This window comes from Streptomyces sp. NPDC041784 (assembly GCF_055591025.1).
The window spans coordinates 234,268-259,422 of the sequence record NZ_JBVJAB010000009.1 but is presented as its reverse complement, the minus strand read 5'-3'; the positions used below and the strand labels follow the sequence as shown (position 1 = coordinate 259,422).

Annotated in this window: 21 protein-coding genes; 4 read left to right on the top strand and 17 right to left on the bottom strand. The window is 73.3% G+C overall.

Annotated features, from left to right (window positions below):
* Positions 1-61: 61 nt before the first annotated feature.
* A complete protein-coding gene (locus ACZ6D7_RS21550) occupies positions 62-1,564 on the bottom strand; it encodes a DNA-binding protein NsdB (RefSeq protein WP_469492780.1) in 1,503 nt (500 codons plus the stop codon).
* A gap of 232 nt (positions 1,565-1,796) precedes the next feature.
* Between ACZ6D7_RS21550 and ACZ6D7_RS21545 the strand changes: the two genes are divergently transcribed.
* A complete protein-coding gene (locus ACZ6D7_RS21545; RefSeq protein WP_469492778.1) occupies positions 1,797-2,936 on the top strand; it encodes an aminoglycoside phosphotransferase family protein in 1,140 nt (379 codons plus the stop codon).
* A gap of 139 nt (positions 2,937-3,075) precedes the next feature.
* Positions 3,076-5,145, top strand: a complete 2,070-nt coding sequence (locus ACZ6D7_RS21540; RefSeq protein ID WP_469493052.1) for an N-acetylmuramoyl-L-alanine amidase — start codon at positions 3,076-3,078, stop codon at positions 5,143-5,145.
* Between the two features lie 10 nt (positions 5,146-5,155).
* On the opposite strand, the gene ACZ6D7_RS21535 is transcribed toward ACZ6D7_RS21540, so the two are convergent.
* From ACZ6D7_RS21535 to ACZ6D7_RS21505, 7 genes are all read right to left on the bottom strand, one after another.
* Positions 5,156-5,653 carry a hypothetical protein gene (locus ACZ6D7_RS21535; protein ID WP_469492775.1) on the bottom strand — a complete coding sequence of 166 codons (498 nt, stop codon included), beginning with the start codon at positions 5,651-5,653 and terminating at the stop codon, positions 5,156-5,158.
* A 105-nt stretch (positions 5,654-5,758) separates the two neighbouring features.
* Positions 5,759-6,661, bottom strand: a complete 903-nt coding sequence (locus tag ACZ6D7_RS21530) for a universal stress protein (RefSeq protein ID WP_469492772.1) — start codon at positions 6,659-6,661, stop codon at positions 5,759-5,761.
* Positions 6,662-6,785: 124 nt separating this feature from the next.
* A complete protein-coding gene (locus ACZ6D7_RS21525) occupies positions 6,786-7,028 on the bottom strand; it encodes a DUF397 domain-containing protein (protein WP_469492769.1) in 243 nt (80 codons plus the stop codon).
* Between the two features lie 82 nt (positions 7,029-7,110).
* A complete protein-coding gene (locus ACZ6D7_RS21520) occupies positions 7,111-8,277 on the bottom strand; it encodes a thiolase domain-containing protein (protein WP_469492766.1) in 1,167 nt (388 codons plus the stop codon).
* Entirely contained in the window at positions 8,274-9,317 is a 1,044-nt protein-coding gene (locus ACZ6D7_RS21515; RefSeq protein WP_469492764.1) for a thiolase domain-containing protein, read from the bottom strand. The genes ACZ6D7_RS21520 and ACZ6D7_RS21515 overlap by 4 nt, the downstream gene beginning before the upstream one ends.
* Positions 9,314-10,255 carry a Zn-ribbon domain-containing OB-fold protein gene (locus ACZ6D7_RS21510; RefSeq protein ID WP_469492762.1) on the bottom strand — a complete coding sequence of 314 codons (942 nt, stop codon included), beginning with the start codon at positions 10,253-10,255 and terminating at the stop codon, positions 9,314-9,316. Before ACZ6D7_RS21510 ends, ACZ6D7_RS21515 begins: the two co-directional genes overlap by 4 nt.
* Positions 10,256-10,276: 21 nt before the next feature.
* A complete protein-coding gene (locus ACZ6D7_RS21505) occupies positions 10,277-11,077 on the bottom strand; it encodes a crotonase/enoyl-CoA hydratase family protein (RefSeq protein WP_469492760.1) in 801 nt (266 codons plus the stop codon).
* Positions 11,078-11,320: 243 nt separating this feature from the next.
* On the opposite strand from ACZ6D7_RS21505, the gene ACZ6D7_RS21500 reads away from it, so the two are divergent.
* Positions 11,321-12,940, top strand: a complete 1,620-nt coding sequence (locus ACZ6D7_RS21500; RefSeq protein ID WP_469492757.1) for an acyl-CoA synthetase — start codon at positions 11,321-11,323, stop codon at positions 12,938-12,940.
* An 18-nt stretch (positions 12,941-12,958) separates the two neighbouring features.
* Here ACZ6D7_RS21500 and ACZ6D7_RS21495 read toward each other — a convergent pair whose 3' ends face one another.
* The 6 genes from ACZ6D7_RS21495 to ACZ6D7_RS21470 all read right to left on the bottom strand — a co-directional run bounded on the left by ACZ6D7_RS21495 (position 12,959) and on the right by ACZ6D7_RS21470 (position 20,510).
* On the bottom strand, positions 12,959-13,813 hold the full coding sequence (locus tag ACZ6D7_RS21495; RefSeq protein ID WP_469492755.1) for an alpha/beta fold hydrolase: 855 nt from the start codon (positions 13,811-13,813) through the stop codon (positions 12,959-12,961).
* Positions 13,814-13,877: 64 nt separating this feature from the next.
* The gene (locus ACZ6D7_RS21490; protein ID WP_469492752.1) at positions 13,878-15,371 is read right to left on the bottom strand and encodes an acyl-CoA synthetase; all 1,494 of its coding nucleotides are present in this window, start codon (positions 15,369-15,371) and stop codon (positions 13,878-13,880) included.
* Positions 15,372-15,551: 180 nt separating this feature from the next.
* Positions 15,552-15,845, bottom strand: a complete 294-nt coding sequence (locus ACZ6D7_RS21485) for a hypothetical protein (protein WP_469492750.1) — start codon at positions 15,843-15,845, stop codon at positions 15,552-15,554.
* Between the two features lie 358 nt (positions 15,846-16,203).
* Positions 16,204-17,757 carry an acyl-CoA synthetase gene (locus tag ACZ6D7_RS21480; RefSeq protein WP_469492747.1) on the bottom strand — a complete coding sequence of 518 codons (1,554 nt, stop codon included), beginning with the start codon at positions 17,755-17,757 and terminating at the stop codon, positions 16,204-16,206.
* Positions 17,754-18,863, bottom strand: a complete 1,110-nt coding sequence (locus ACZ6D7_RS21475) for an NAD(P)H-dependent flavin oxidoreductase (protein ID WP_469492744.1) — start codon at positions 18,861-18,863, stop codon at positions 17,754-17,756. Before ACZ6D7_RS21475 ends, ACZ6D7_RS21480 begins: the two co-directional genes overlap by 4 nt.
* Before the next feature lie 84 nt (positions 18,864-18,947).
* A complete protein-coding gene (locus tag ACZ6D7_RS21470) occupies positions 18,948-20,510 on the bottom strand; it encodes a phytoene desaturase family protein (protein ID WP_469492741.1) in 1,563 nt (520 codons plus the stop codon).
* Between the two features lie 50 nt (positions 20,511-20,560).
* Here ACZ6D7_RS21470 and ACZ6D7_RS21465 point away from each other — a divergent pair, with 50 nt between their 5' ends.
* On the top strand, positions 20,561-21,397 hold the full coding sequence (locus ACZ6D7_RS21465; RefSeq protein WP_469492740.1) for an NUDIX hydrolase: 837 nt from the start codon (positions 20,561-20,563) through the stop codon (positions 21,395-21,397).
* Positions 21,398-21,461: 64 nt separating this feature from the next.
* Here the strand turns inward: ACZ6D7_RS21465 and ACZ6D7_RS21460 are convergent, their stop codons facing one another.
* Genes ACZ6D7_RS21460 through ACZ6D7_RS21450 form a run of 3 tightly spaced genes read right to left on the bottom strand, consistent with a single transcriptional unit; the run spans position 21,462 to position 25,153 of the window.
* Positions 21,462-23,705, bottom strand: a complete 2,244-nt coding sequence (locus ACZ6D7_RS21460; protein WP_469492737.1) for a serine/threonine-protein kinase — start codon at positions 23,703-23,705, stop codon at positions 21,462-21,464.
* A 57-nt stretch (positions 23,706-23,762) separates the two neighbouring features.
* On the bottom strand, positions 23,763-24,608 hold the full coding sequence (locus ACZ6D7_RS21455; protein ID WP_469492733.1) for an oxygenase MpaB family protein: 846 nt from the start codon (positions 24,606-24,608) through the stop codon (positions 23,763-23,765).
* Positions 24,605-25,153, bottom strand: a complete 549-nt coding sequence (locus ACZ6D7_RS21450; RefSeq protein WP_469492731.1) for a hypothetical protein — start codon at positions 25,151-25,153, stop codon at positions 24,605-24,607. Before ACZ6D7_RS21450 ends, ACZ6D7_RS21455 begins: the two co-directional genes overlap by 4 nt.
* Between the last annotated feature and the right edge of the window lie 2 nt (positions 25,154-25,155).

Here is a 25,155-nt window from a genome sequence, read left to right as displayed (position 1 = left end):
GGTCGACACCTCAACCGGTCGGCCACCGGGAAGCGGGAAGCGGCTCGGAACCGCGGCTCGGCTACGCCTGGGCGCTGGTGCTGCCCCTGCCTCCCTTCGTCTTCGGCAGTGCCAGCACGATCTGTTCGCGCAGTTCGCTGATCCTCGGGTAGCTGGCGTACTCCGCGGTCAGCCGGTACATCTCGCGCAGCCGGTCCCAGGTGCGCCGGGAGGAGTTCGAGCCCATCGACACCAGGGCCAACCGGGCGTACCGGTCCGCCTGTTCGGGGTCGTCGGCGATGAAGCAGGCCGAGGCCATGGACAGATGGTCGAAGATCTTCGACCGCTCCCGCCCGTCGACGCGCAGCGCCAGGGCCTTCTCCGCGTAGTACTGGGCGTGCGTGGCCGCCTGGGGCTCGAACTCGGCCAGTGTGCGGTAGGCCAGGGCCTGCATCCCGTACAGATCCTCGTCCTTGAAGGTCTGCATCCAGGGCGGTTGTTCCAGCTCGCCCTTCTCGGAGACGAAGAGGTCCTCCGCCCGGCCGAGGGTGCGGCGCATGGCCTGGCCCTTGCCCATGGAGGCCTGCGCCCAGGCCTCGATGGTGTGGAACATCGCCCGGGTGCGGGGCAGCACGTTGTCGCCGGCTCCGGACTGGGCGAGCTTCATCAGGTCCAGGGCCTCGTCGGGCCGGCCGAGATGGACCATCTGACGGGCCGCCCGCGAGAGCGCCTCGCCGGCCCGCGGCCGGTCACCGCCCTCCCGGGCCGCATGGGCGGCGATGACGAAGTACTTCTGGGCCGTGGGCTCCAGGCCGACGTCGTGCGACATCCAGCCCGCGAGGACGGCGAGGTTGGCGGCGACGCCCCACAGGCGCCGCTGGAGATGGGTGGGGTGGTGGTAGGCGAGCATGCCGCCCACCTCGTTGAGCTGTCCCACGACGGCCTTGCGTTGCAGCCCGCCCCCGCGGGCCGCGTCCCAGGCTCGGAACACCTCGACCGAGCGCTCCAGTTCCTCGATCTCCTCCGTCCCGATGGGGGCGGCCTCGTAGCGGTCGAACCCGGCGGGGTCGGCATGGTGGAGGAGGGAGTGGTCGATGACGGGAGCGTCGGCGGAGAGGGTGGGGTCGGTGTGCAGCCAGTCGTACATGGCACTGCTGAGTGCTGATCCCGCGGCGAGCGCGGCACCCGCGCCCACCAAGCCGCGTCGGTTGAGCATGAGGTCCATTCCCGTGAATTCGGTGAGGACCGCAGCAGTCCGTTCGGGCGCCCACGGCACACCGTCGGGATGTTCCACATTCCCGCCGCCGGGCCGTTTCCCTGTACGCCCGTGCCGGACCAGACCGAGGTCCTCGATGGTCACGACACGGCCGAGACGCTCGGTGAACAGAGCCGCCAGCACCCGCGGCACCGGATCGCGCGGGATCTCTCCCATGTCGATCCACCGCCGCACCCGGGAGGTGTCGGTCGACAGCTGGGGGTGGCCCATGGCCGCCGCCTGCCGGTTGACCAGCCTCGCGAGTTCACCCTTGGACCAGCCGGCCAGGCCGAACAGGTCCGCAAGGCGGGTGTTGGGTTGTCCGCTCACGTCAAGCCCCCAGGTTCTCGGCTGAGTTGACAGTAGCCCGGGGGAAGGTGCCGGGCGACTATTCGCCAGGGTTCGCCAGGGTCCGCCAGATGGTGTGCCACTGGGCATCGGGTGTCAGGTAGGAAAGCGCCACCCCGACCCGGTCGCCGAGGGACATTCCCCAGGGTGCACCCACGAGGACCGGTCGGGGCAGCGTTCTGACATCAGGCACACGAAGGGATCTGTTTCGCCCATGTACGCAGCATCGTCCTCCGTGTCCGCCCCGCCCCGGTCGCTGCACCCCCGCCCGGGCGGCGGCGGCCCCTACCTCGCCCCCGCGCGAACGGCGGCCCCCGTGCTCGGCGCGGGCGGTGTGCGCCGCCCCGCGGGGCCCGGCACACAACAGCTGAGCGGACGGCTCGACCTGTCCGGCCCCCAGGGCGCCCAACTGCGCACGGCGATCGCCTCGGTGCACCGGATCTGCCCGGAGTTCGCCCCGGTCCAGGTGCTGCGCCGCAGCGGCCGGTCCGTCCTTCTGGTCGGCACCACCGGACGCAGCACGGCCGTCGCGAAGTGTTTACTGGACCACTCCCCCGTGTGGGCCGAGCGGATCCGGCACGAAATAGCGGCGTACCGCACGTTCGTCCGGCAGCGCCCCCCGGTGCGCGCGCCGAGACTGATCGCGGCGGACCCGGACAACTGCACCCTGGTCATCGAACGGATGACCGGCCGGGTGGCGGCGCTCCAGCGCCACCCGGCCGAAGCCCCGTCGCGCGCGGACATCAGGGCGGCGCTCGGCGCGGTCTGCCGGCTGAACGCCTGGCGGCCACCGGCCGGCACGTTCGACGCCCCGCTGGACTACGCGGCCCGGATCTCCCGCTACCACGAGCTGGGGCTGCTCACCGACCGGGACATGGGCGACCTCCAGAAGCTGCTGCACGGCATCGCGACCTCCGCGGGCCGGCAGGGCATGGGCCAGTTCTGCCACGGCGACGCCCTCCTGTCGAACATCCTGCTGTCCCCGGCCGGTCCAGTGCTGGTGGACTGGGAGCACGCGGGCTGGTATCTGCCGGGCTACGACCTGGCGACGCTGTGGTCGGTGCTCGGGGACGCACCGGTGGCACGCCGTCAGATCAGCCAGCTCGCCCAGTCCGCGGGACCGGCGTCCCGGGACGCGTTCCTGGTGAACCTGATGCTGGTGCTGACCCGGGAGATCCGTACGTACGAGACGGCCGTGCAGCGTTCGATGCACGACACGACCCCGACGGCACCGGGGCCGGCCCACCCGGGTGCCGCGCCGTCCGGCGAGGAACAGCGGCTGCTGCTGCGGCGGCTGCACGACGACTGCCAGCTGGCCCGCCGGGCCGTGCGCGCGGCGGTCGGCACTCGCTGAGGGGACGAAGGTCCGCGGTGCGTCCAAACGGCGACGCATCGCGGACCTTCGTACGTCCGATGACCGAGAACGGTGTCTTGACAAGGGAAACCCCCTGTTTGTGGGCATGATTGACGGGTTGTCGGCAAACCGGGACGACATGCGCCACGCCCCGGCGCGCCGCACTCCCCCGCCCCGCCCGCCCCAGGAGGCAGCGTTGCGAAAGCCCCTCATTCCCCCCGGGCCCCCCGGACGGCCCCTCAGATCCACCCGGAGAGCCGCAGGCGCCGTCGCGTCGGCGGCTCTGCTGCTGCCTCTGCTCGGCGCGACGCCCTCCACGGCCGCCCAGCCCTCGGCCGCTCGGTCCGCCTTCGCCGGGTCCGCGTCCGCCGAGTCCTCGGTGTACGGCCTTCAGCGGTCCTTCGTCGCCGCGGCCGCCGAGTACCAGGTGCCGCAGAGCGTGCTGCTGGCCGTCTCCTATCTCCAGTCCCGCTGGGACGGGCACGGCGGGGCGCCGAGCGTGACCGGCGGCTACGGCCCGATGCACCTCACCGACGCCGGCACCGCACTCGCCACGGCCGCGCACCACGGCACGGACACCGAGGACCCCCGCGGCGACACCGCCCGCGCCCCCCTGCACCCCGAACCGCGACTGCCCTCGCCCGAGGAGCTGCCGGCCCGGCTGACGACCCTTCCGAGGGCGGCCGAGCTGACCGGTCTGAGCCCCGAGGAGCTGCGCACGGACCCCACGGCCAATGTGCGCGGCGGCGCCGCCCTGCTCGCCGCCGCCCAGCGGGAGCTGGGCGAGCCGCTGAGCGCCGACCCGGCCGCGTGGTACGGCGCGGTGGCCCGCTTCTCCGGCGCGGACGACACCGCGACGGCCGCCCGGTACGCCGACGACGTGTACGACGTGCTGCGCACCGGCCAGAAGCGCACCACGGACGCCGGTCAGGTGATGGCCCTGGCCGCGCGGCCCGCCGTCGTCCCGGACACCGCCCAGCTGGCCCGCGCGGGTCTGCGCGCGGCGTCCGCAGCGGGCACCGAGTGCCCCACGACCGTGGCCTGCGAGTGGATCCCGGCGCCCTACGAGGAGTTCGGCGACGGCGACTGGGGCAACCACGACGTGGGCGACCGCCCGGCGTCCCAGTCGATCCGGTACATCGTCGTCCACGACACCGAGGGCGGCTGGGCCGGCGTCATCAATCTGGTGCAGGACCCCACCTACGTCTCCTGGAACTACTCCCTGCGCTCCACCGACGGCCACATCGCGCAGCACGTGAAGGCGAAGGACGTGGCCTGGCACTCGGGCAACTGGTACGTCAACGCCAAGTCGATCGGCTTGGAGCACGAGGGCTTCCTCGCCCAGCCGGACTCCTGGTACACGGAGGCGATGTACAAGTCGTCGGCCCGGCTGGTCACCCATCTGGCGGCGAAGCACGGCGTCCCGCTGGACCGGCAGCACATCCTGGGCCATGACAACGTGCCCGGCGGAACCACCGCGGCCGTCCCGGGAATGCACACCGACCCGGGCCCGTACTGGGACTGGCGGCACTACTTCGAGCTGCTCGGCAAGCCGCTGGAGGCCACGGCAGGCAAGAGCACCGGCGTGGTGACGATCCGGCCGGACTACGCCGCCAACCGGCCGGTCTACACGGACTGTGTCACCAAGGGGCAGCCGTGCGCGGCGCACGGCTCCAGCGAGGTGCGGCTGTACACCGACCACGACGAGAAGTCGGCCCTGATCAAGGACGTCGGCCGGGGCGGGGCCCCGACGACCGGTGTCAACGACATCTCGTCCCGGGTCTCCACCGGCCAGCAGTACGCCGTCGCCGACACCTGGGGCGACTGGACGGCGATCTGGTACCTCGGCCGGAAGGCGTGGTTCAGGAACCCGGCCGGGCAGCCCACGGCGGTGCCCTCGACCGGCCGCATGATCACACCGAAGGCGGGTGCGGCCAGTGTCCCGGTGTACGGGCGCGCCTACCCGGAGGCGTCGGCCTATCCGCCGGGGGTGCCCGCCCAGGCCGTGTCACCGCTGCCGTACACCCTGCCGAAGGGGCAGCGGTACGTGGCCGGCGACAAGGTCGCGGGCGAGTACTACTACGCGGTCAGCTACGACATCGGCACGCACCGGGTCGTGGTGGGCAAGGACCTGTACTACGAGATCCAGTACGGCCACCGGGTGGCGTTCGTCCGCGCCGCCGACGTGACACTCGTCCCGGCCGCCTGACGGGCGGGCCTCAGCCCTGCTGGAACAGCTCCGCCGGGAGCGGCTTCAGCAGGGCGTACAGGTCGTCGGTGATAGGGCGGTCCCAGGCGGCGATGGTCACCAGGACGTTGTCGCTGCGGTCGAACTGCACACAGGCGATCCGGCCCTCGGACAGCTTCAGCCGCCGCACGATCAGCAGGTTGTCGCCCTGCATGACGGGCATGTCCTCGACGCCGACGACCGTGACCTCCTCGTCGTTCTCCAGTGCCAGCAGCAGCTGGGCCACCTCGAAGGGGATCTCGCCCTCGGCGACCTCGCGGGCCGGGGAGCCCTCGGGGAGATTGCCGATGATCATCGCGGGGCCGCGGCCGCCGAACAGGTCGTAGCGCAGGAAGACGCCCTGGCAGGTGCCGTCGGGGGCGGGCAGCAGCCCGGCGCCGAGATTTCCGGGCCAGTCGCCCGGATCCATGGCCAGTACGTCGAAGTCGGGGCCGGCGGGGGTGGCGCTGCGGCGGCGGAGGAACGACATGCCGCCATGGTACGTGCACGGGTGCCGTCGGCGTCGTGCGGGCCGCCTGTCGTCGCCGGTGGTGGCGGGGCCTTCGCATCCCGCCCTCCGCCGCCCGGTGGTGGGTCATTCCTCGGCCGGTGCGGGGGGCACCACCGCGACCGGGCTCGCCGCGTGGAGGAGGACCGCGTGGGTGACCGAGCCCAGCATGCGGGTGGGGGCCAGGAGACGCCGGCGGTGGCGGCCCACGACGACCAGGGCGGCGTCCTTCGAGGCGGCGACGAGAAGGCCGGCGGCGTCGCCGGGGGCCGGGTAGGGCTCCACCTGGACGTCGGGGTGGCGTTCGCGGTGCGGGGCGAGGAAGCCGTCGACGAGGGTGCGGGTCTCGTGTTCGACGGCGTCCTGGTCGTAGACCGGCAGGGCGAGGTCACCGGGGGCGACCCAGCTCTGGATCGGCCAGGGGTAGGCGGCGAGCACCTGGACGCGGGCGCCGCGCAGGGCCGCCTCGGTGAAGGCGAGGCCGAGGGTGGCGTCGTCGGGGGCGTCGACCTTCAGGCCCACGACCACCCGGGCTCCGGGCTCGGCCGGCAGCACGTCGTCGACCTCGCGGCCGGGCGGGGGCACCACGACGACCGGGCACTCGGAGTCCCGGGCCGCGGTCATCCCGTTGGAGCCGAGCAGCAGGCTGGCGAAGCCGCCGCGGCCCCGGGAGCCGAGCACCAGCAGCTGGGCCTCGGCGCCCAGTCCGGGCAGCAGCGCGCCGGGCGCGCCGTCCAGGCCCAGGTACTCCGGCGGCGGCCCGTCGCCGGCCGCCGCGAGGCGGGCGCGGGCGTCGGCGAGCACCGGGTCGTCGTCGGCCGACGGGGGTACGACGACGGGGGCGCCGGGCGGGGTCCAGGCGGAGTGGTGACGGACGTGGACCACGCGCAACGAGGCGCCGCGCCGCCGGGCGGCGTCCAGCGCCCAGTCCAGGGCGCGCAGGCTGTTCTCGGAACCGTCGACCGCCACGACGACCGGCAGGGTGCTCATGGTCCTCACCTCCGGAATACGACCAGTGTCCTGCTGGGGGCCAGCCTTGCCCAGGCGGGGCCCCAGGAGGGCGTACGAGGTCGCGTGTCCGGAAAATGATCCCGGCCGACGGGTCCCGGCGGTCTCAGGTGAGGTCGAACTCCCCCTCTCGCGCGCCCGACACGAACGCGCCCCACTCGGCGGGGGTGAAGATCAGGGAGGGACTCTCGGGGCGCTCGCTGTTGCGCATCGCGACGAATCCCTCGACGAAGGCGATCTGGACATCCCCCCGCCCCTGGCTGCTGGACTGCCACTCGGCGTTGCTGAGGTCCAGCTCCGGCTTGTCCCAGCCCGTGAGCGGCTGCTGCTGGATGGTGCTCTCGGCCACGTCCGTGCTCCTCCCGGTTCGTCGTCCGCGGGCCAGCCTAGCGATCGCTCCCGGGTGCCGACAGAGCACGTGAGGCGGACTTTCAGGACTGCGGTGCCCTCGCTCCCACGAGCCACATCGAGAAGAACTGCGAGCCGCCCCCGTAGGCGTGCCCGAGGACCTTCCGGGCCCCTTCCACCTGGTGTTCTCCGGCCTGTCCGCGCACCTGGAGCGCGGCCTCGGCGAAGCGGATCATGCCGGAGGCGCCGATGGGGTTGGTGGACAGGACGCCGCCCGACATGTTGACGGGCAGGTCGCCGTCCAGTTCGGTCACCCCGGACTCGGTGAGCTTCCAGCCCTCGCCCTCGTCGGCGAAGCCGAGGTTCTCCAGCCACATGGGCTCGTACCAGGAGAACGGCACGTACATCTCGACGGCGTCGATCTCGCGGCGCGGGTCGGTGACGCCGGCCTGCCGGTAGACGTCGGCGGCGCAGTCCCGGCCGGCCCGCGGGGACACGGCGTCCTTGCCGGCGAAGAGGGTCGGTTCGCTGCGCATCGCGCCGCCGAGCATCCAGGCCGGCGGGCGGGGTGCGCGGGCCGCGCCGGCGCGGTCGGTGAGGACCATGGCGCAGGCGCCGTCGGAGGAGGGGCAGGTCTCCGAGTAGCGGATCGGGTCCCACAGCATCGGTGAGGCCTGGACCTTCTCCAGGGTGATGTCGTGCTCGTGGAGGTGGGCGTAGGGGTTCTTGAGCGCGTTGCGGCGGTCCTTGTACGCGACCAGCGAGCCGACGGTGTCGGGCGCGCCGCTGCGCCGCATGTAGGCGCGTACGTGCGGGGCGAAGAAGCCGCCCGCGCCGGCCAGCAGGGGCTGCTGGAAGGGGATCGGCAGGGACAGGCCCCACATGGCGTTGGACTCGGACTGCTTCTCGAAGGCCAGGGTCAGCACGGTGGTGTGCACCCGGGCGGCGACCAGGTTCGCGGCGACCAGGGCGGTGGAGCCGCCGACGCTGCCCGCCGTGTGCACCCGGAGCATCGGTTTGCCGACCGCGCCGAGCGCGTCGGCCAGGTACAGCTCGGGCATCATCACGCCCTCGAAGAAGTCGGGCGCCTTGCCGATGACGACGGCGTCGATGTCGGCCCAGGTCAGCTCGGCGTCGTCGAGGGCCCGGCGGGCGGCCTCGCGGACCAGCCCGGCGATCGACACGTCCCGGCGCGCCGCGACGTGCTTGGTCTGGCCGATCCCGACGACGGCCACCGGTTCCTTGCTCATCGCGGATCCCCTTCGAGTACGGCGACCAGGTTCTGTTGCAGACACGGGCCGGAGGTGGCGTGGGCGAGGGCGCGGTCGGACTCGCCCCGGTGGATGCGCGCGGCGGCCTCGCCGATGCGGGCGAGGCCGGCGGCCATCATCGGGTTGGCGGCGAGGGCGCCGCCGGACGGGTTGACGCGCACCTCGTCACCGAGGTCCAGGGCCTTGCGCAGGACGACCTCCTGGGCGGTGAACGGCGCGTGCAGTTCGGCGGTGTCGACGGGCCGGGTGAAGGCGCCGGCGCGTTCGGCGGCCAGCCGGGTGGACGGTGAGTCGGTCAGGTCCCGCACGCCGAGTCCGTGGGCCTCGATGCGGTGGTCGATGCCCCGGATCCAGGCGGGGCGCGGGCACAGCTCGCGGGCGCGCTCGCCGGCCGCGAGGATCACGGCGGCGGCCCCGTCGCCGATCGGCGGGCAGTCGCCGGTGCGCAGCGGCCGTACCTGGTAGTCGCCGTGCGGGATCTCGCCCCGGAGCTGGGCGTGCGGGTTGTCGGTGGCGCGGCTGCGGGCCGCGATCGCCGCGAGGGCGGGTTCGTCGGTGTCGCCGGAGTCGATGAGCGCCTGGGCCTGGAGGGCGGCGAGGGCGACGGAGTCGGGCCACAGCGGGGCGACGTAGTACGGGTCCAGCTGGCGGGTCAGTACGTCACGGAGAGAGCCGGGCGAGGACTTGCCGTAGGAGTAGACGAGCGCGGTGTCGGCGTCGCCGGTGAGCAGCTTGGTCCACGCCTCGTACAAAGCCCAGGCGCCGTCCGTCTCGACGTGCGACTCGGAGATCGGCGGCCAGGCGCCGACGCCGTCGAGGGCCAGGGTGAAGGAGAAGGCGCGGCCGGCCAGGTAGTCGCTGGAGCCGGAGCAGGTGAAGCCGATGTCGGCGGTCCTCAGGCCGGTCCGGTCCAGTACCGCGTGCAGGACCGGCATGAGCATCTCCACCTCGGAGTGTTCCTCGGTGGTGCGCAGGGTGTCGGTCTGCGCGAAGGCGACGACGGCGATCTCCCGGGTCACAGCAGCTCCTTGTACGTGTCGTAGTCCGCGTCGGGTTCGCCGGTGGGCCGGTAGTGGTCGGGGTGGCGGCCGTCCTCCGTCCAGACCGGTTCGACCCGCAGGCCCATGCGGACCTGGTCGTACGGGATGCCGCCGATGCGTCCGTGCAGCGCGAGGTCGGCGCCGTCGAGGGCGATGTGGGCGTAGACGTACGGCACGTCGATGTCCAGGTTCTTCGCCTTGATGTTGACGATGCAGAACGTGGTGACCGTGCCGCGCGGGCCCACCTCGACCCGTTCGGCGGTGGCGACGCCGCAGGTGGGGCAGGCGCCGCGCGGCGGGACGTAGACCTTGCGGCAGGAGGGGCAGCGCTCGCCGACGGTGCGGCGCCGCGCGAGGGCGTCGAGGTAGGCGGTCTGGGCGCGGCCGGGCGCGTAGGTGTAGTCGAGGCGGGCGGCGGCGACGATGCCGCTCACCGGGTTCTCGAAGGCGCCCGTGCGGCCGGTGAGCGGGACGGGATCGCCGTCGTACGGCTCGAAGCAGGCGATGTCGGTGATGGCGCCGGAGCGCTCCGGCGCCCAGCGGATCCGCACCCGCGTCCCGGTGCGGACGGCGTCCGGGCCGGGGGCGTCGAGGGCGTGCAGCAGGGCGGTGTCGGCGCCGTCGAGCCGGACCAGGACCCAGGCGAAGGGGGTGGCGAGGGGCTGGCCGCGGCGCGGGGCGTGGTTCCAGGCCCAGGTGGTGACCGTGCCGGTGGGGGCGACCTCGACGAGGTCGCGCAGTTCGTCGGCGGTGACGGGGTCGTACTCGACGGGCGGGACGAGGGTGCGGCCGTCGGTGGTGCGCACCCCGAGGACGACCCGTTCGCGCAGCCCGGTGAGGAAGGCGCTCTGGACGGGGCCGAGGGAGCGGGTGAAGGGGAACTCGACGACGAGGGGGGCCTTGAGGACTTCGGGCATCGGGGTGCCTCCTTGGGAGGTTCAGGCGCGCTTGTAGACGGGCGGCCGCTTCTCCGCGAAGGCGCGGGTGCCTTCCTTGGCGTCGGCGGTGTCGAAGACCGGCCAGCCGCGGGCGAGTTCGGCGGCGAGGCCGTCGGTCTCGGTCATCTCGGCGGTCTCGTACACCGACGCCTTGACGGCCTCGACGGCGAGCGGGCCGCAGGCGTTGACGCGTTCGGCGATCTCCAGGGCCTTCTCCAGGGCGGTGCCGTCCGGGACGACATGGCCGACGAGTCCGATGTCGGCGGCCTCGCGGGCGGTGTAGGGGCGGCCGGTGAGCAGCATCTCCAGGGCGTGGGTGCGCGGGATCTGGCGCGGCAGGCGGACGGTGGAGCCGCCGATGGGGAACAGTCCGCGCCGCACCTCGAACAGGCCGAAGGTGGCGGACTCGCCGGCGACCCGGATGTCGGTGCCCTGGAGCATCTCGGTGCCGCCGGCCACGCAGTACCCCTCGACGGCGGCGATCACCGGCTTGCGGGGGCGGTGGTGGCGCAGCATCGCCTTCCAGTGCAGGTCGGGGTCGGCCTTGAGCCGGTCGCGGTACTGCTCGCCCTCCATGCCCTGTCCGGCGAGGGCCTTGAGGTCCATGCCGGCGCAGAAGGTGCCGCCGGCGCCGGTGAACACGATCGAGCGGACCGAGTCGTCCTCGTCGGCCTCGATCCAGCCGTCGTACAGGCCGACGAGCATCGCGAGCGAGAGCGCGTTCTTCGCCTCCGGCCTGTTGAGCGTGAGCACCAGGGTGGCGCCCTCGCGCTGCACGGTGAGGTGTTCCGTCCCGCCCATCGCCGTCTCCCGTCCTCGTTCGGCGTCGCGGTTACGCGTCGCCGTTCCGCGTCCAGAACGAGAACAGGTTGCAGGAGGTGCGGAGGCACTTCAAGGGTTTTCTGACACTCAGTCAGATTCATTTCTGATAGTCAGTCAGATTTCTGCCGCGCGAGCCCTTCCCACTTGTCGCTCCCTTTGCTCTGATGACCGGCATCCCTCGGGGAGCCAGGGCGTCGGCCACGCGCGAGGTCAGGAGGAACGGTGGAGTACAACCTTGCCGACCTGTTCGAGTCGGTCGTCGACGTGGCGGCGGACCGTGAGGCACTCGTGTACGTCGACCATCCCGGTACGGGCGAGGAGCGCCGGCTGACCTACGCGGAGCTGGACGCGGCGGCCAATCGCATCGGCCACCACCTCCTGGACAGCGGGATCCGGTCCGGCGAGCACCTCGGCCTCCACCTCTACAACGGTGTGGAGTACCTCCAGACCGTGCTGGGCTGCCTGAAGGCGCGGATCGTGCCGGTCAACGTGAACTACCGGTACGTCGAGGAGGAGTTGGTCTACCTCTACCGGGACGCCGATCTGGTCGCGCTGGTCTTCGACGCGGAGTTCACCGACCGGGTGGCGGCCGCGCTGCCGCAGACGCCGGCGCTGCGGCACCTGATCCGCGTGGGGCCGCCCGGGGACGGCCGGCCCGGTGACGGCCTCACCGCGTTCACGGACGCGGAGGCCGGCGGCTCCCCGGAGCGCGGGTTCCCCACCCGCTCGGGCGACGACCAGTTCATCATCTACACCGGCGGCACCACCGGGATGCCCAAGGGCGTGATGTGGCGCCAGGAGGACCTGTTCTTCTCCGGGCTGGGCGGCGGCGCACCGACCGGGGAGCCGGTGAAGACACCGGAGGAGCTGGCCGAGCGGGTCGCGGCCGGCGGCTCGGGCATCACCTTCTTCCCGACGCCGCCGCTGATGCACGGCACCTCCACCCTCACCGCGTTCATCGGCTTCAACTTCGGCCAACGGGTCGTGTTGCACCGCAAGTTCGTGCCCGAGGAGGTGCTGCGGACCATCGCGAAGGAGAAGGTCAACGCCATCTCCCTGGTCGGTGACGCGATGCTGCGGCCGCTGATCGACGCGCTGGAGGGGCCGATGCGGGGCACCGACTGCTCGTCGGTGTTCAGTGTGTCCTCGTCCGGGGCGATCATGTCGGACACGGTCCGCGCCCAGTTCCGGGCGCTGCTGCCGAACGCGATGCTGCTGAACAACTTCGGGTCCTCCGAGTCCGGCTTCAACGGCACGGCGACGGACGACTCCGGCCCCGAGCGCGGCTTCCGCGTCAAGGTCAACGCCCGTACCCAGGTGGTCGATCCGGCGACGTACGAGCCGATCGTCCCGGGCGAGGCCGGCCGGGTCGCCCAGCACGGCCATGTCCCGCTCGGCTACTACAACGACCCGGTGAAGACGGCCGAGACCTTCTTCGAGAAGGACGGTGAACGCTGGGTGCTGCTCGGCGACATGGCCACGGTCGACGAGGAGGGTGTGGTCGTCGTCCTGGGCCGGGGCTCGCAGTGCATCAACACCGGGGGCGAGAAGGTGTACCCCGAGGAGGTCGAACAGGCCCTGAAGTCGCATCCGGACGTGTACGACGCCCTGGTGGCGGGGGTGCCGGACGCGACGTGGGGCAACCATGTGGCGGCGGTGGTCCAGATGCGAACGGGCGCGACGGCGCCCTCCCTGGAGGACATCCAGACCCACTGCCGCACCCGCCTGGCCGGCTACAAGATCCCGCGCCAGCTGGTGGTCACCGACACCATCCGCCGCTCCCCGAGCGGCAAGGCGGACTACCGGTGGGCCCGGGAGGTGGCGGTGGCGGCGGACGGCTGACGGGAGCGCCGCGGGCCCTCAGCCGGCCGGTGCGGCGCCGCCGAGGAAGGCGGCGACGCGTCGGACGAACCACTCCCGGTCGTCCAGCCACGGGTAGTGGCCCGCGCCCGGCTGCACGGCGAACTCGGCGTTCGGGAAGGCGTAGGCGGTGTGCCGGGCCAGAGCGGGGCGGGGGCCGCCGTCCAGTTCGCCGGCGAGGACGAGGACCGGGGCGGTCACCGAGGCGAGCGCGCCGCGCAGGGCGGGCGGGTCGTAGGCGGCCGGGTCGTGGAAGCGGTCGCCCGCCTCGTAGTTGCACTCCTCGTCCGAGGCGGCGTCGTGCGCCCGGGCGGTGGCGTCCCAGCGGCCGTAGAAGAAGGCGGCGACCCGGTCCCAGTCGGGGTCGCCCTCGCCCTTCAGCCACGCCTCCAGCGCGGGGAACGCCGCCCCGAACCACGGCTCGTCCGCGCGCAGCCGGGCCGCCGCCAGCCGGTCCTCGGCGGTGGCCCGCTCGCCCAGGGCCCACGGGATGACGGTGACCAGCGCGAGCCGGGCCACCCGGTGCGGGTACCGCGCCGCGTACAGCATCGCGAGGCTGCCGCCCGCCGAGTGCGCGAGCATGTCCATCCGCTCCAGCCCCAGATGGACGCGGAGCGCCTCGATGTCCTCCACCTGGCGGTCGCAGCGGTAGGTGGCCGGGTCGGCCGGCACCGCGGAGTCGCCGGTACCGCGCAGGTCGAGCAGGATGAGGCGGCGGTGGGCGGTGAGCCCGCCGAGGTCGCCCAGGTAGCGGGAGGCCCGCATCGGCCCGCCGGGCAGAACGACGAGAGGGTCACCCTCGCCCCGGACGTGGTGGGCGAGCCGGGTTCCGTCGGGTGCGGTGAAGATCGGCATGCCCCGATCCTCGACGCCGGCACCGGTCTCCCGCAACGGAAATCCGCGCCCGCACCCGGCCGGGTCAGGCGAACCGGTCCCGCAGCTCGCGCTTCAGGATCTTGCCGCTGGCGTTGCGCGGGAGTTCGTCCACGAAGACGACCCGCTTCGGCGCCTTGAAGGAGGTGAGCTTCTCCCGGGTGTGGGCGATGAGTTCCTCCTCCGTGACCTGCGTGCGCGGGACGACGACCGCGGTGATCGCCTCGATCCACTTGTCGTCGGGGAGGCCGATCACGGCGGCCTCGGCGACGGCCTCGTGGGTGTAGAGGGCGTCCTCGACCTGGCGTGAGGCGACCAGCACACCGCCGGAGTTGATGACGTCCTTCACCCGGTCGACGATGGTGAAGTAGCCGTGGGCGTCGCGGACGGCGAGGTCGCCGGAGTGGAACCAGCCGTCGCGGAAGGCCTCGGCGGTCTCCTCGGGCTTGTCCCAGTAGCCCTCGCACAACTGCGGGGAGCGGTAGACGATCTCGCCGGGCGTGCCGTCGGGCACGTCCACGCCGTTCTCGTCGACGACCCGGGCGTCCACGAACAGGACCGTACGCCCGCAGGAGTCCATGCGGCCCTTGTGCTCGTCGGGGGCGAGGACGGTGGCGAGGGGGCCGATCTCGCTCTGGCCGAAGCAGTTGTAGAAGCCCAGCTTCGGGAGCCGCTCGCGCAAGCGCTCCAGGACGGGGACCGGCATGATCGAGGCGCCGTAGTACGCCTTGCGCAGCCCGCTCAGGTCGCGGGTGGTGAAGTCGGGCCGGTTCGCGAGGCCGATCCACACGGTGGGCGGGGCGAAGAGGCTGTCGACGCGGCCCGCCTCGATCAGGTCGAAGAGCCGGTCCCCGTCGGGCGCGTCGAGGATCAGGTTCGTGGCGCCGGCCGCCAGGTAGGGCAGCAGGAACACGTGCATCTGCGCCGAGTGGTAGAGCGGCAGGGCGTGCGCGGGGCGGTCGCCGGCGCTCAGGTCGAGGGCGGTGATCGCGCTGAGGTACTCGTGCACCAGCGCGCGGTGGCTCATCATCGCGCCCTTGGGCAGCGCCGTCGTACCGGAGGTGTACAGCAGCTGCACCAGGTCCTCGCTGCGCGGCTCGGGACCGTCGTACGGCTCCGTGCCGGGCAGTCGGGCGAGCAGCGAGTCGTCGGCGTCGCGCAGCGGCAGCGTCCGTACGCCGTCGGGGAGCCGGTCCGCCAGGTCGGGGTCGGCCAGGACGAGTGTGCTGCCGGACTGGCCGACGAGGTACGTGAGGTCGTCGCCGGTGAGGTTCTGGTTGACGGGGACGTGGACCAGGCCGGCCCGGGCGCAGGCGAGGAACGCGATGAGGTACGCGTCGGAGTTGTGGCCGTAGGCGCCGACCCGGTCGCCGGGTTCGAGGCCCTGGCCGCGCAGGACGCTCGCCGCGCGGGAGACGGCCGTGTCGAGTTCCTCGTAGGTCCAGGTGCGGTCGCGGTACTCGACCGCGACCCGGGCCGGGGTGCGGCGGGCGCTGCGCCGCAGCACCCCGTCGACGGTACTGCCGTGTCCGGGCGTCATGCCCATGATCCTCGACGTGCCGCCGGGGCAGGTCAAGTCGTCGCGCCCTCACGGCCCGGGACGGCCGGCGGCCCGGTGCGCGCCGCGCCTTCGGCGCGGGCGGTTCCGTCCGGTGGGGCGGGGGTGCCGCGTACCTGAGGGTGAGCAGGGCGACCGCCGCCAGGGCCAGCAGGCCCGCGATCAGCAGCGCCCCCATGACCGCGGAGGGGTGGAGCGGGGCGCGCCCGGCGTAGGCCGTGGCGGTGATCGCGCCGAACACGGCCGCGTAACCGAGGGCGCCCCGAGTCCGACCACGGCGCCCGCCGCACGGTTGCCCAGCCGCCCCGCCTCGCACAGGATCGCCGGCAGCGCGAGCAGCTGGAGGCCGTGCAGACGGACGGCGTGGGCCAGTTTGGCGCTGCCCGCGGCTCCGAAGAGCACGTCGTGGGGCACGTGCCCCGTCTCGTCGAACACCTGCTCCCCGAGGGCGGCCATCGGCGCAGCGCCAGGCTGCCGGCGATGACGACGGCGAGCGCCAGGGCCGCGGGCAGCGGGCCGTCGTCCTCCGGTCGCGGGCCGAGGCGGACGGCGACCATGGCCGCCAGCAGGACGACGGCCGGCGCGAGATCGACCGCCACGGCCCGCAGCCGCGCGGCCCGCTCGCCCGGCACGACGGTCCGGCCCGCGGTGAACCGCCCCGCGCGGGCGCCCACGGTGTGTCCCCCCGCCATGCCCCGCTCCCCGTCGCTCGCCCGCCGGCCGGGGATCCGACCGTCCTCGAGTGGTTCGAGTATCCGGGGTGATGTCACGTCAGGGGAAGGAACACCGGGGGTCGCCCCGGAGGGTCCCGCCGTCACAGCGGCTTGGCGCGCCCCTCCCAGTACGGCTCCCGCAGCCGCCGCTTGTACAGCTTGCCGTTGGGGTCGCGGGGCATCTCGGTGATGAAGTCGACGCTCTTGGGGCGTTTGTAGCCGGCGAGTCTTTCCGCGCAGTGGGCGAGGAGGGCGGCGGCCAGGTCGGGTCCGGGGAGGTGTCCGGGGGCCGGTTCGACGACCGCCTTGACCTCCTCGCCCCAGTCGTCGTGCGGGATGCCGAAGGCGGCCGCGTCGGCGACCGCGGGGTGGGCGAGCAGGGCGGACTCGATCTCGGCCGGGTAGATGTTGACGCCGCCCGAGATGATCAGGTCGATCTTGCGGTCGCGCAGGAAGAGGTAGCCGTCCTCGTCGAGGACACCGAGGTCACCGACGGTGAAGAAGTCGCCGATGCGGTTCTTCCTCGTCTTCGCCTCGTCCTTGTGGTAGGCGAAGCCGCCGGTCGTCATCTTCATGTACACGGTGCCGAGTTCACCGGGCGCGAGGCGGTTGCCGTCGTCGTCGAAGACGGCCAGCTCGCTGATGGGCCAGGCCCTGCCGACCGTGCCCGGCTTCTTCAGCCAGTCCTCGGCCGTGGCGAAGGCGCCGCCGCCCTCGCTGGCCGCGTAGTACTCCTCCACGCACTCGCCCCACCACTCGATCATGGCGCGCTTCACATGGTCGGGGCAGGGGGCGGCGCCGTGGATGGCGTGCCGCATGGACGTGACGTCGTAGCGCGCCCGGACGCCCGCCGGGAGGGCCAGCAGGCGGTGGAACTGGGTCGGGACCATGTGGGTGTGCGTGCAGCGGTGGGTGTCGATGAGGCGGAGCATCTCCTCGGGTGTCCACTTGTCCATCAGGACCAGGCGGTGGCCGATGTGGAGCGAGGCGCCCGCGAACTGGAGGACGGCCGTGTGGTAGAGCGGCGAGCAGACGAGATGGACGTTGTCCTCGAAGGGCCGGATGCCGAAGATGCCGAGGAAGCCGCCGAGGTAGGCCTCCTCGGGAAGCCTGCCGGGCAGCGGGCGCCGGATGCCGCGCGGGCGGCCCGTCGTACCGGAGGTGTAGTTCATGACCCAGCCGAGGGTGCGGTCGGCGGGCGCCGACTCCGGTTGTCCGTCGAGGAGTTCGGCGTACGGACGGAATCCGGCGACCTCGCCGACGGCGTACCGCCGGCCGGCGGGCAGCCCGGCCTCGTCGGCGGCTCGGGACGCCTGGTCGCCGTAACGCTCGTGGGCGAGGAGCACCTTGGCGCCGGAGTCGGAGACGATCCAGGCGATCTCGGGGCCGACGAGGTGGTGGTTGACGGGCACCAGGTAGAAGCCGGCCTGGGAGGCGGCGAGGTACGCGGTGAAGAACTCGGCCGAGTTGGGCAGGACGACGGCGAACACGTCGCCGCGCTCCAGGCCGGCCGCGCGCAGCCCGTGCACCAGCCGGTTGGCGGCGGCGTGCAGTCGTCCGGCGGTCCATTCCTCGCCGTCGGGGGCGACGAGGACCGTACGGTCGGGGTCCGCGGTGGCCTGGGCCCAGAAGCCCACGGGAGGTGTGCTCGTCACTGGCCGCTCCTTCCGGCGATGCGGTTGACGCGGTCCACGGCCTGTTCGAAGCCTCGGGTGAGGTCGTCGAAGACGGCCTGGACGCCACGGACGTCGTTCATCCGGCCGACGATCTGGCCGACGGGGGTGCCGAGCAGCGGGTCGACCTCGTACTTCTGGATGCGGGAGACGGCCTCGGCGACCAGCAGGCCCTGGAGGGGCATGGGGAGGGTGCCGGGTCCGTGCGGGTCGTCCCAGGCGTCGGTCCATTCGGTACGGAGCTGACGTGCGGGTTTCCCGGTGAGGGCGCGGGAACGGACCGTGTCGCCGGAGCCGGCCGCGAGGAGTTTGCGGGTGAGGGCGGACGAATGCAGGTCGGCCTCGGCGGTGGTCAGCCAGAGGGAGCCGAGCCAGACGCCCTGGGCGCCGAGCGCGAGCGCGGCGGCGATCTGCCGTCCGCTGCCGATGCCGCCGGCCGCGAGGACGGGCAGCGGGTCGACGGCGTCCACGACCTCGGGGGTGAGCACCATGGAGGCGATCTCACCGGTGTGCCCGCCGGCCTCGTAGCCCTGGGCCACGACGATGTCGATGCCCGCCTCCTGGTGCTTGCGGGCGTGCCGGGCGCTGCCGGCGAGCGCGGCGACCAGTACGCCCTGCCGGTGGGCGCGGGCGACGACGTCGGCGGGCGGGGAGCCGAGGGCGTTGGCGAGCAGCCGGATCGGGTAGTCGAAGGCGACGTCGAGCTGGCTGCGGGCGACCTGTTCCATCCAGCCGGTGATGCGCCAGCCGGAGGCCTCGCCCTCGGCCAGTTCGGGCACCCCGTACTTGGCGAGGGTGTCCCGCACGAACTGCCGGTGGCTCTCGGGGATCATCGCCTCGACGTCGGCCTCGGTCACCCCCTCGACCTTCTTGGCGGGCATGACGACGTCGAGTCCGTACGGCCGTCCGTCGACGTGCTCCTCGATCCAGTCGAGGTCGCGCTTGAGGTCGTCGGGGGCGGTGTAGCGGACCGCGCCGAGCACGCCGAAGCCGCCGGCGCGGCTGATGGCCGCGGCGACGGCGGGGAACGGCGTGAACCCGAAGACGGCGTACTCGACTCCCAGGTGCTTGCTCAGCTCCGTCTGCATGGGCGCAGGATGCCGCAGTCCTCCGGACGACGGAAGGCCTTTTCTGATACACCGTCAGATTCTTGGGGTGGGGCCGTTGTCCGGTCAGGGGGCCTCCAGCACCGCCATCGCCGCGTTGTGCCCCGGCACCCCGCTCACCCCTCCCCCGCGCACCGCGCCGGCCCCGCACAGCAGGACGTTGGCGTGCGGGGTCTCGACACCCCAGCGGCCGGTGCTCTCGTCCGCGTACGGCCAGGACAGGTCCCGGTGGAAGATGTTGCCGCCGGGCAGGCCGAGGTCGTGCTCCAGGTCGAGCGGGGTCCTCGCCTCGATGCAGGGGCGGCCGTCGGCGTCGGTGGCCAGGCAGTCGGCGAGGGGTTCGGCGAGGTGCGCGTCGAGCTGGGCGAGGGTGGCCTTGAGCAGGGCCTCGCGTACGCCGTCGTTGTCCCGCTCGAAGAGCCGGGCCGGTGTGTGCAGGCCGAACAGGGTGAGCGTCTGGTAGCCCTGCTCGACGAGGTCGGGGCCGAGGATGCTCGGGTCGGTCAGGGAGTGGCAGTAGATCTCGGAGGGCGGGGCGGCGGGCAGGTCACCGGCGGCGGCCTGGGCGTGGGCGGCGGCCAGCTGCCGGTAGCCCTCGGCGATGTGGAAGGTGCCGGCGAACGCCTCGCGCGGGTCGACGGCGGTGTCCCGGAGCCTCGGCAGCCTCTTGAGCAGCATGTTCACCTTGAGCTGGGCACCCTCGGCGGGGGCGGGCGGCGCGTCGCCGGTGAGGGCGGCGAGCGCCTTCGGGGAGGCGTTCACCAGCACGTGCCGGGCGACGGCGACGCCCTCGCCGTCAGCGGTGCGGTAGGCGACCTCGGCGGTGCGGCCGTCGGTGGCGATGCGCACGGCCTCGTGGCCGGTGGCGATGACGGCGCCCGCGTCCCGCGCGGCGGCGGCCAGGGCGTCGGTGAGGGCGCCCATGCCGCCGACGGGCACGTCCCAGGCTCCGGTGCCGCCGCCGATGACGTGGTAGAGGAAGCAGCGGTTCTGCTTCAGGGAGGCGTCGTGGGCGTCGGCGAAGGTGCCGATCAGCGCGTCGGTGAGGACCACGCCCCGCACCAGGTCGTCGGCGAAGCGCTCCTCCACGGCGACCCCGATCGGCTCCTCGAAGAGCACCCGCCAGGCCTCCTCGTCGTCGACGCGGCGGCGCAGTTCGTCCCGGGTGGGCAGCGGTTCGGTGAGCGTCGGGAAGACCCGCCGGGCGACCTCGCCGGTCATGCCGTAGAAGCGCTGCCAGGCCGCGTACTCCCGCTCCCCGCCGGTCAGCCGCGCGAAGGCCTCCCGGGTGCGCTCCTCGCCTCCACCCACGAGCAGCCCGGTCGACCGCCCGCCCCGCTCCACGGGGGTGTACGACGAGATGGTGCGCCCCTGGACGCGGAACCGCAGGCCGAGGTCCCGCACGATCTTCTGCGGGAGCAGGCTGACCAGGTACGAGTAGCGCGACAGCCGGGCGTCCACGCCGGTGAACGGGCGGGTGGAGACGGCGGCTCCGCCGGTGTGGTCCAGCCGTTCCAGCACGAGCACGGACCGTCCGGCCCGGGCCAGGTAGGCGGCGGCGACCAGGCCGTTGTGGCCGCCGCCGACGATGACGGCGTCGTAGGTGTGGTGGGGCTCGTGTGCAGGCATGGATTCTTCGTAACACGATCCACGGCCTGTTGGACACAAGGGGGATCTCCATGGACGCCGAGCCTCGTGGAACGGCCGCGCTGCTGGTCAACCGGCGTGGTCAGTACCTGCTCCACCTGCGGGACGCGCACCGGCCGATCTGGGACGCGGGCACGTGGTCGTTGCCCGGTGGCGCACGGGAGGGGGACGAGACACCGGAGGAGGGCATCGCGCGGGAGCTGCTGGAGGAGACCGGGCTGGTCGTCGAGGGCCTGACCCGGTTCACCGTCGTCGACGACACCATCCAGGTGTTCCTGGGGAGTTGGGACGGGGATCCGGCGCGGATCCCGGTCACCGAGGGCATCATGTTCGCCTTCTTCGACGCGGCGACCACCGCGCGGCTGACGATGGCGCCGTGGGCGGCCGAGGTGCTCGCCCGGCACCGGGCGGACGGCACCGTGCCCGTGCGGCGAGCCGTTCCGCACGGGCTCGGTGTGCACCTCTACCTGGAGCGCGACGGCAAGGTGCTGCTCGGGCTGCGGCACCCGGACGCGGACTTCGCTCCCCTGGAGCACCACTTCCTGGCCGGTCACTGCGAGGGCGAGTCGGCCGTCGCCTGTCTGATCAGGGAGGCCCGGGAGGAGGCCGGCCTGGTGATCGAACCCGGGGACGTGGAGCTGGCGCACACCGTCCACATCAGCAACGGGCTCGGCACCCGGCCGCGGATCCAGCTGGTGTTCCGGGCCCGGCGCTGGCGGGGCGAACCCCGGCTGCTGGAGCCGGACAAGTGCGTGGGCTGGGACTGGTGGCCGCTGGACGCGCTGCCGGAGCCGACGGTCGGGTACGCGCGGGCGGCGCTCGACGGGATCCGCGCGGGACGGCCGTACACGGAACTGGGCTGGGACTGAGGGCACGGGGTGACGGGCCGGCGGCGCACCCGGGACCGGCCCCGCCCCGCCCGGTCCGGGTCCGTCACGCCCCGCCGGCCGCCCGGCGTTCCCGCAGGGCCGCCACCCTGCGGTACAGGGCGACGGCCTCCGGGCCCCGGCCGAGCTGTTCCAGGCAGTGGGCCTCGTCGCCCCGGGCGGCGAGGGTGTCGGGATGGTCGGCGCCCAGGACGCGCTCACGGGCCCCGGCCACCCGCCGGTACTCGCCGAGCGCGTCGGACCAGCGGCCGAGCCAGCCCAGGCCGACGGCGACCTCGCGGCGGCTGACGAGGGTGTCGGGGTGGTCGGCGCCCAGGACGCGCTCGCGGATCGCGCACACGTCCCGGGACTCGGCGAGGGCCTCCTCCCAGCGGCCGAGGCGGCCGAGGTTGACGCCGAGGCCGTGGCGGGCGCGCAGGGTCTCGGGGTGGGCGGGGCCGTTCACCCGGGTGCGGTCGTCGACGAGGTCGCGGTAGAGCCGCAGCGCCTCCTGGCTGCGGCCGAGGCGGCCCAGGCTGATGCCGGTCTCGTAGCGGGCGGCGAGGGTCTCGGGGTGGTCGGGGCCGAGGGCGTGGGCGCGGGCCGCGGCGACCTCGCGGTAGGTCTGGAGCGCCTCCGGCCAGCGGCCCAGCTGACCGAGGGCGTAGGCCACCTCGTAGCGGGTGACGAGGGTGTCCGGGTGGTCCGCGCCCAGCACCCGGCGCCGGGCGGCGGCCACCTCGCTCGCCATCCGGTACGACTCCTCCAGGCGGCCGAGCCGGCTGAGGTTGAAGGCGAGGTTGTGACGGCAGCGCAGGGTGTCGGGGTGGTCGGGTCCCGCCGTGCGCTCCCGGGCGGCGAGCACCGAGGTGTAGAGCTGGTGGGCGTCGAAGTGGCGGCCCAGCCGGCCGAGCACGTAGGCCATTTCCTGGCGGGTGGCGAGGGTGTCCGGGTGGTCGGCGCCCAGCGTCCGGGTGCGGGCGGCGGCCACGTGCCGGTACTCGCGCAGGGCGTCGGCGGCGCGGTCGGTCCGGCTCAGGGTGAAGGCGACCTCGTAGCGGCTGGCGAGGGTCTCGGGGTGGTCCGGGCCGAGCAGATGGGCGCGTTCGGCGGCGACCGCGCGGTGCACCTCCCCGGCCTCGGCCCAGCGGCCGAGCCGGCCCAGGCTGAGGCCGGCGTTGTGGCGGCCGGCGAGCGCGGTGAGCGCCTGCGGGGACGGGGCGTCGGGGACGGAGGGCACGGGGACGGTGCCGAGGGTCGGACGGGGGATCCACTCACCGGTCAGGGCCGCGCCGACGTCCGGGGGCGGGCCGAACGGTCCGGCGCCGGTGGCCTTGTGGCCGGTGGTCATGCCGCGGGTCCAGGACGGCAGCCGCGCGGGCCCGGCCGGGCGTGGCTCCCGCTCGGCGGGCGGCCGCAGGTCCGGCCGGGCGGTCACGACGGTCGGCACATACGCCGGGGTGGTCCGGCCCGCCGTGATCCGGCGCCCCACCTCCCTGGCGTCGTGCGGGCGTTGTCCGGGCCCTTTGGCGAGCAGGTCCAGGATGATCCGGTCGAGGTAGTCGGGCAGGTCGGGCCGGTGCTCACGGGCCGGGCGGGGCGGGGTGTCGCGGTGGCCGACCAGGATCGCCCAGGGGTCGTCGAGGTCGAACGGCGGTGCCCCGGTGGCGAGTTCGTACATCACACAGCCCAGTGAGTACAGGTCGCTGCGCTGGTCGACCTCGTCGCCGCCGATCTGCTCCGGGGACATGTAGTGCGGAGTGCCCATCGCGATACCGGTGCCGGTGAGCCGGGAGGTGAAGCCGATGTCGTGGCCGAGGCGGGCGATGCCGAAGTCGCAGATCTTCACCGTCCCGTCGGTGAGCCGCACGATGTTCGCCGGTTTCAGGTCGCGGTGCACGATGCCCTGGCGGTGGGTGTAGGCGAGGGCGGCGGCCACCTGGTCGGCGATCTCGACGACGTCGGGCACCGGCAGCGGGCGTCGCTCGTTGTCGTCCAGCAGCTGGCACAGGTTGCGGCCGTCCAGCAGCTCCATCACCAGGAACAGGACGCCGTCGGACTCGCCGAAGTCGTGGACGACGGTCACCCCGCGGTGCTGGAGCCCGGCGGCCACCCGGGCCTCGCGCCGGAAGCGTTCACGCAGGACACGCGTGAACGACGGGTCGTGGTGCGGGCCGTGCGCCTTGAGGCACTTCACGGCCACGTGCCGGCCGAGGGACTCGTCGCGTGAGCGCCACACCTCGCCCATCCCGCCGCGCCCGATCAGGTCCAGCAGCCGGTAGCGGCCCTGGATCAGTCTGTTCTCCGCCATAGTGCGCCGCCGCCCCCGTGATGTCCGGCCCTCCCCTGGCCCGTCCAGTATGGCGGTCTATGGCCCGACTTTGTACGGTGCCGGGCGCGTGGAGGGGCCGAGCCGGTCCATCGCGCGCAGGATGTGCTTGGGCGGGAGTTGCCAGCGCAGACGTGCGGGAACACAGCGCAGCAGGGTGCCGGTGACACGCAACTCCCGGGTGACGGTGGCGGGTCGGGGCGCGCGTCTGCCGTACAGCTCGTGGGCGTACGGCGGCAGGGAGGCGTACGCCAGGTGCGCCACGCGCCGCCAGAGCAGGGCGCGCGCCGGGACGAGCAGGGGGTGGGTCGGCGGGCGGAGCAGGAAGTCGTCCACCGCGCGTGCGTCGTCTCCCACGGCGAGTTCGGGGCGCGCCTTCTCGAAGTAGGCCGCCATCTCGGCCCGGTCGGCCGGTACGGCGTCGGGGTCCAGGCCCACCAGGCGGGCGCTGACCCGGTGTTCGGCGATGTAGCGGTCGGCGGCGGCGTCGGTGAGGGGGTAGCCGGAGCGGCGCAGGACGTGCAGATAGGAGTCGATCTCGGCGCAGTGCACCCACAGCAGCAGCCCGGGTTCGTCCACCGGGTAGCGCTCGCCGGTGTCCGGGTCGGTGGCCGACAGCATCCGGTGGATCCGGCGGACGCGGGCGCCGGCCTTCTCGGCGGCCTCCGTGGTGCCGTACGTCGTGGTGCCGACGAAATCCGCGGTGCGCATGAGGCGGCCCCAGGCGTCGTGCCGGAAGTCGGAGTTCTCCATGACCCCGCGGACGGCGCGGGGGTGGAGCGCCTGGAGGTAGAGGGCCCGGATGCCGGCGACCCACATCATCGGGTCGCCGTGCAGGTGCCAGGTCACGGATTGCGGAGTGAACAGCCCCGGGTCGCCCGTCATACCGGCAGTGTGCCGGGAAGATGCGCCGTTGGCGACGTCTCGTCGTCCTCGAAAAGGTCCTCGGGCAGCATGTGCCGCGCGACCTGCAGGAGCCGCTCCACCCGGACGGGAGCGGTCTCCACCTCCTTCACGAGCCAGTAGGCCAGCAGAGCGCTGCCCAGGGACTCGCCGGCCAGGATCTGCTGGTACAGCGACCAGGTTCCGGCCCGTACCGCGTCCTTGCACGCCTCGGCGAGGTCGTCGTCGTCCACGATGACGAACGACCAGAGCAGGTCCAGGAACTGGTTCCGGGCCGCCGGCGGGATGCTCGCGTCGGCGAGACCGGCCATCAGTACCCGGGCGACGGGGACGACGGTCGGCGTCGCCCAGCTCTCCTGCAGCACGTGGAACTCGATGTCCCTCGGCCTGGCCTCCTCCCGCGTCTGCGCCCGGGCCATCCGCAGCAGCTCGCCGGGGACGTGATCCGCGGACCTGCACCTGCGGCACGGGAGCGCGGACCAGTCGTACAGACCGATCTCCAGCTCCATCGCGTTCATGGTTGTCATCC

Bases quoted from the DNA above. Each gene is read 5' to 3' on its own strand.
- ACZ6D7_RS21545 (WP_469492778.1), top strand. From the start codon at position 1,797: ATGTACGCAGCATCGTCCTCCGTGTCCGCCCCGCCCCGGTCGCTGCAC.
- ACZ6D7_RS21540 (WP_469493052.1), top strand. From the start codon at position 3,076: ATGCGCCACGCCCCGGCGCGCCGCACTCCCCCGCCCCGCCCGCCCCAG.
- ACZ6D7_RS21535 (WP_469492775.1), bottom strand. From the start codon at position 5,653: ATGTCGTTCCTCCGCCGCCGCAGCGCCACCCCCGCCGGCCCCGACTTC.
- ACZ6D7_RS21530 (WP_469492772.1), bottom strand. From the start codon at position 6,661: ATGAGCACCCTGCCGGTCGTCGTGGCGGTCGACGGTTCCGAGAACAGC.
- ACZ6D7_RS21520 (WP_469492766.1), bottom strand. From the start codon at position 8,277: ATGAGCAAGGAACCGGTGGCCGTCGTCGGGATCGGCCAGACCAAGCAC.
- ACZ6D7_RS21510 (WP_469492762.1), bottom strand. From the start codon at position 10,255: ATGCCCGAAGTCCTCAAGGCCCCCCTCGTCGTCGAGTTCCCCTTCACC.
- ACZ6D7_RS21505 (WP_469492760.1), bottom strand. From the start codon at position 11,077: ATGGGCGGGACGGAACACCTCACCGTGCAGCGCGAGGGCGCCACCCTG.
- ACZ6D7_RS21495 (WP_469492755.1), bottom strand. From the start codon at position 13,813: ATGCCGATCTTCACCGCACCCGACGGAACCCGGCTCGCCCACCACGTC.
- ACZ6D7_RS21490 (WP_469492752.1), bottom strand. From the start codon at position 15,371: ATGACGCCCGGACACGGCAGTACCGTCGACGGGGTGCTGCGGCGCAGC.
- ACZ6D7_RS21485 (WP_469492750.1), bottom strand. From the start codon at position 15,845: ATGGCCGCCCTCGGGGAGCAGGTGTTCGACGAGACGGGGCACGTGCCC.
- ACZ6D7_RS21475 (WP_469492744.1), bottom strand. From the start codon at position 18,863: ATGCAGACGGAGCTGAGCAAGCACCTGGGAGTCGAGTACGCCGTCTTC.
- ACZ6D7_RS21470 (WP_469492741.1), bottom strand. From the start codon at position 20,510: ATGCCTGCACACGAGCCCCACCACACCTACGACGCCGTCATCGTCGGC.
- ACZ6D7_RS21465 (WP_469492740.1), top strand. From the start codon at position 20,561: ATGGACGCCGAGCCTCGTGGAACGGCCGCGCTGCTGGTCAACCGGCGT.
- ACZ6D7_RS21460 (WP_469492737.1), bottom strand. From the start codon at position 23,705: ATGGCGGAGAACAGACTGATCCAGGGCCGCTACCGGCTGCTGGACCTG.
- ACZ6D7_RS21455 (WP_469492733.1), bottom strand. From the start codon at position 24,608: ATGACGGGCGACCCGGGGCTGTTCACTCCGCAATCCGTGACCTGGCAC.
- ACZ6D7_RS21450 (WP_469492731.1), bottom strand. From the start codon at position 25,153: ATGACAACCATGAACGCGATGGAGCTGGAGATCGGTCTGTACGACTGG.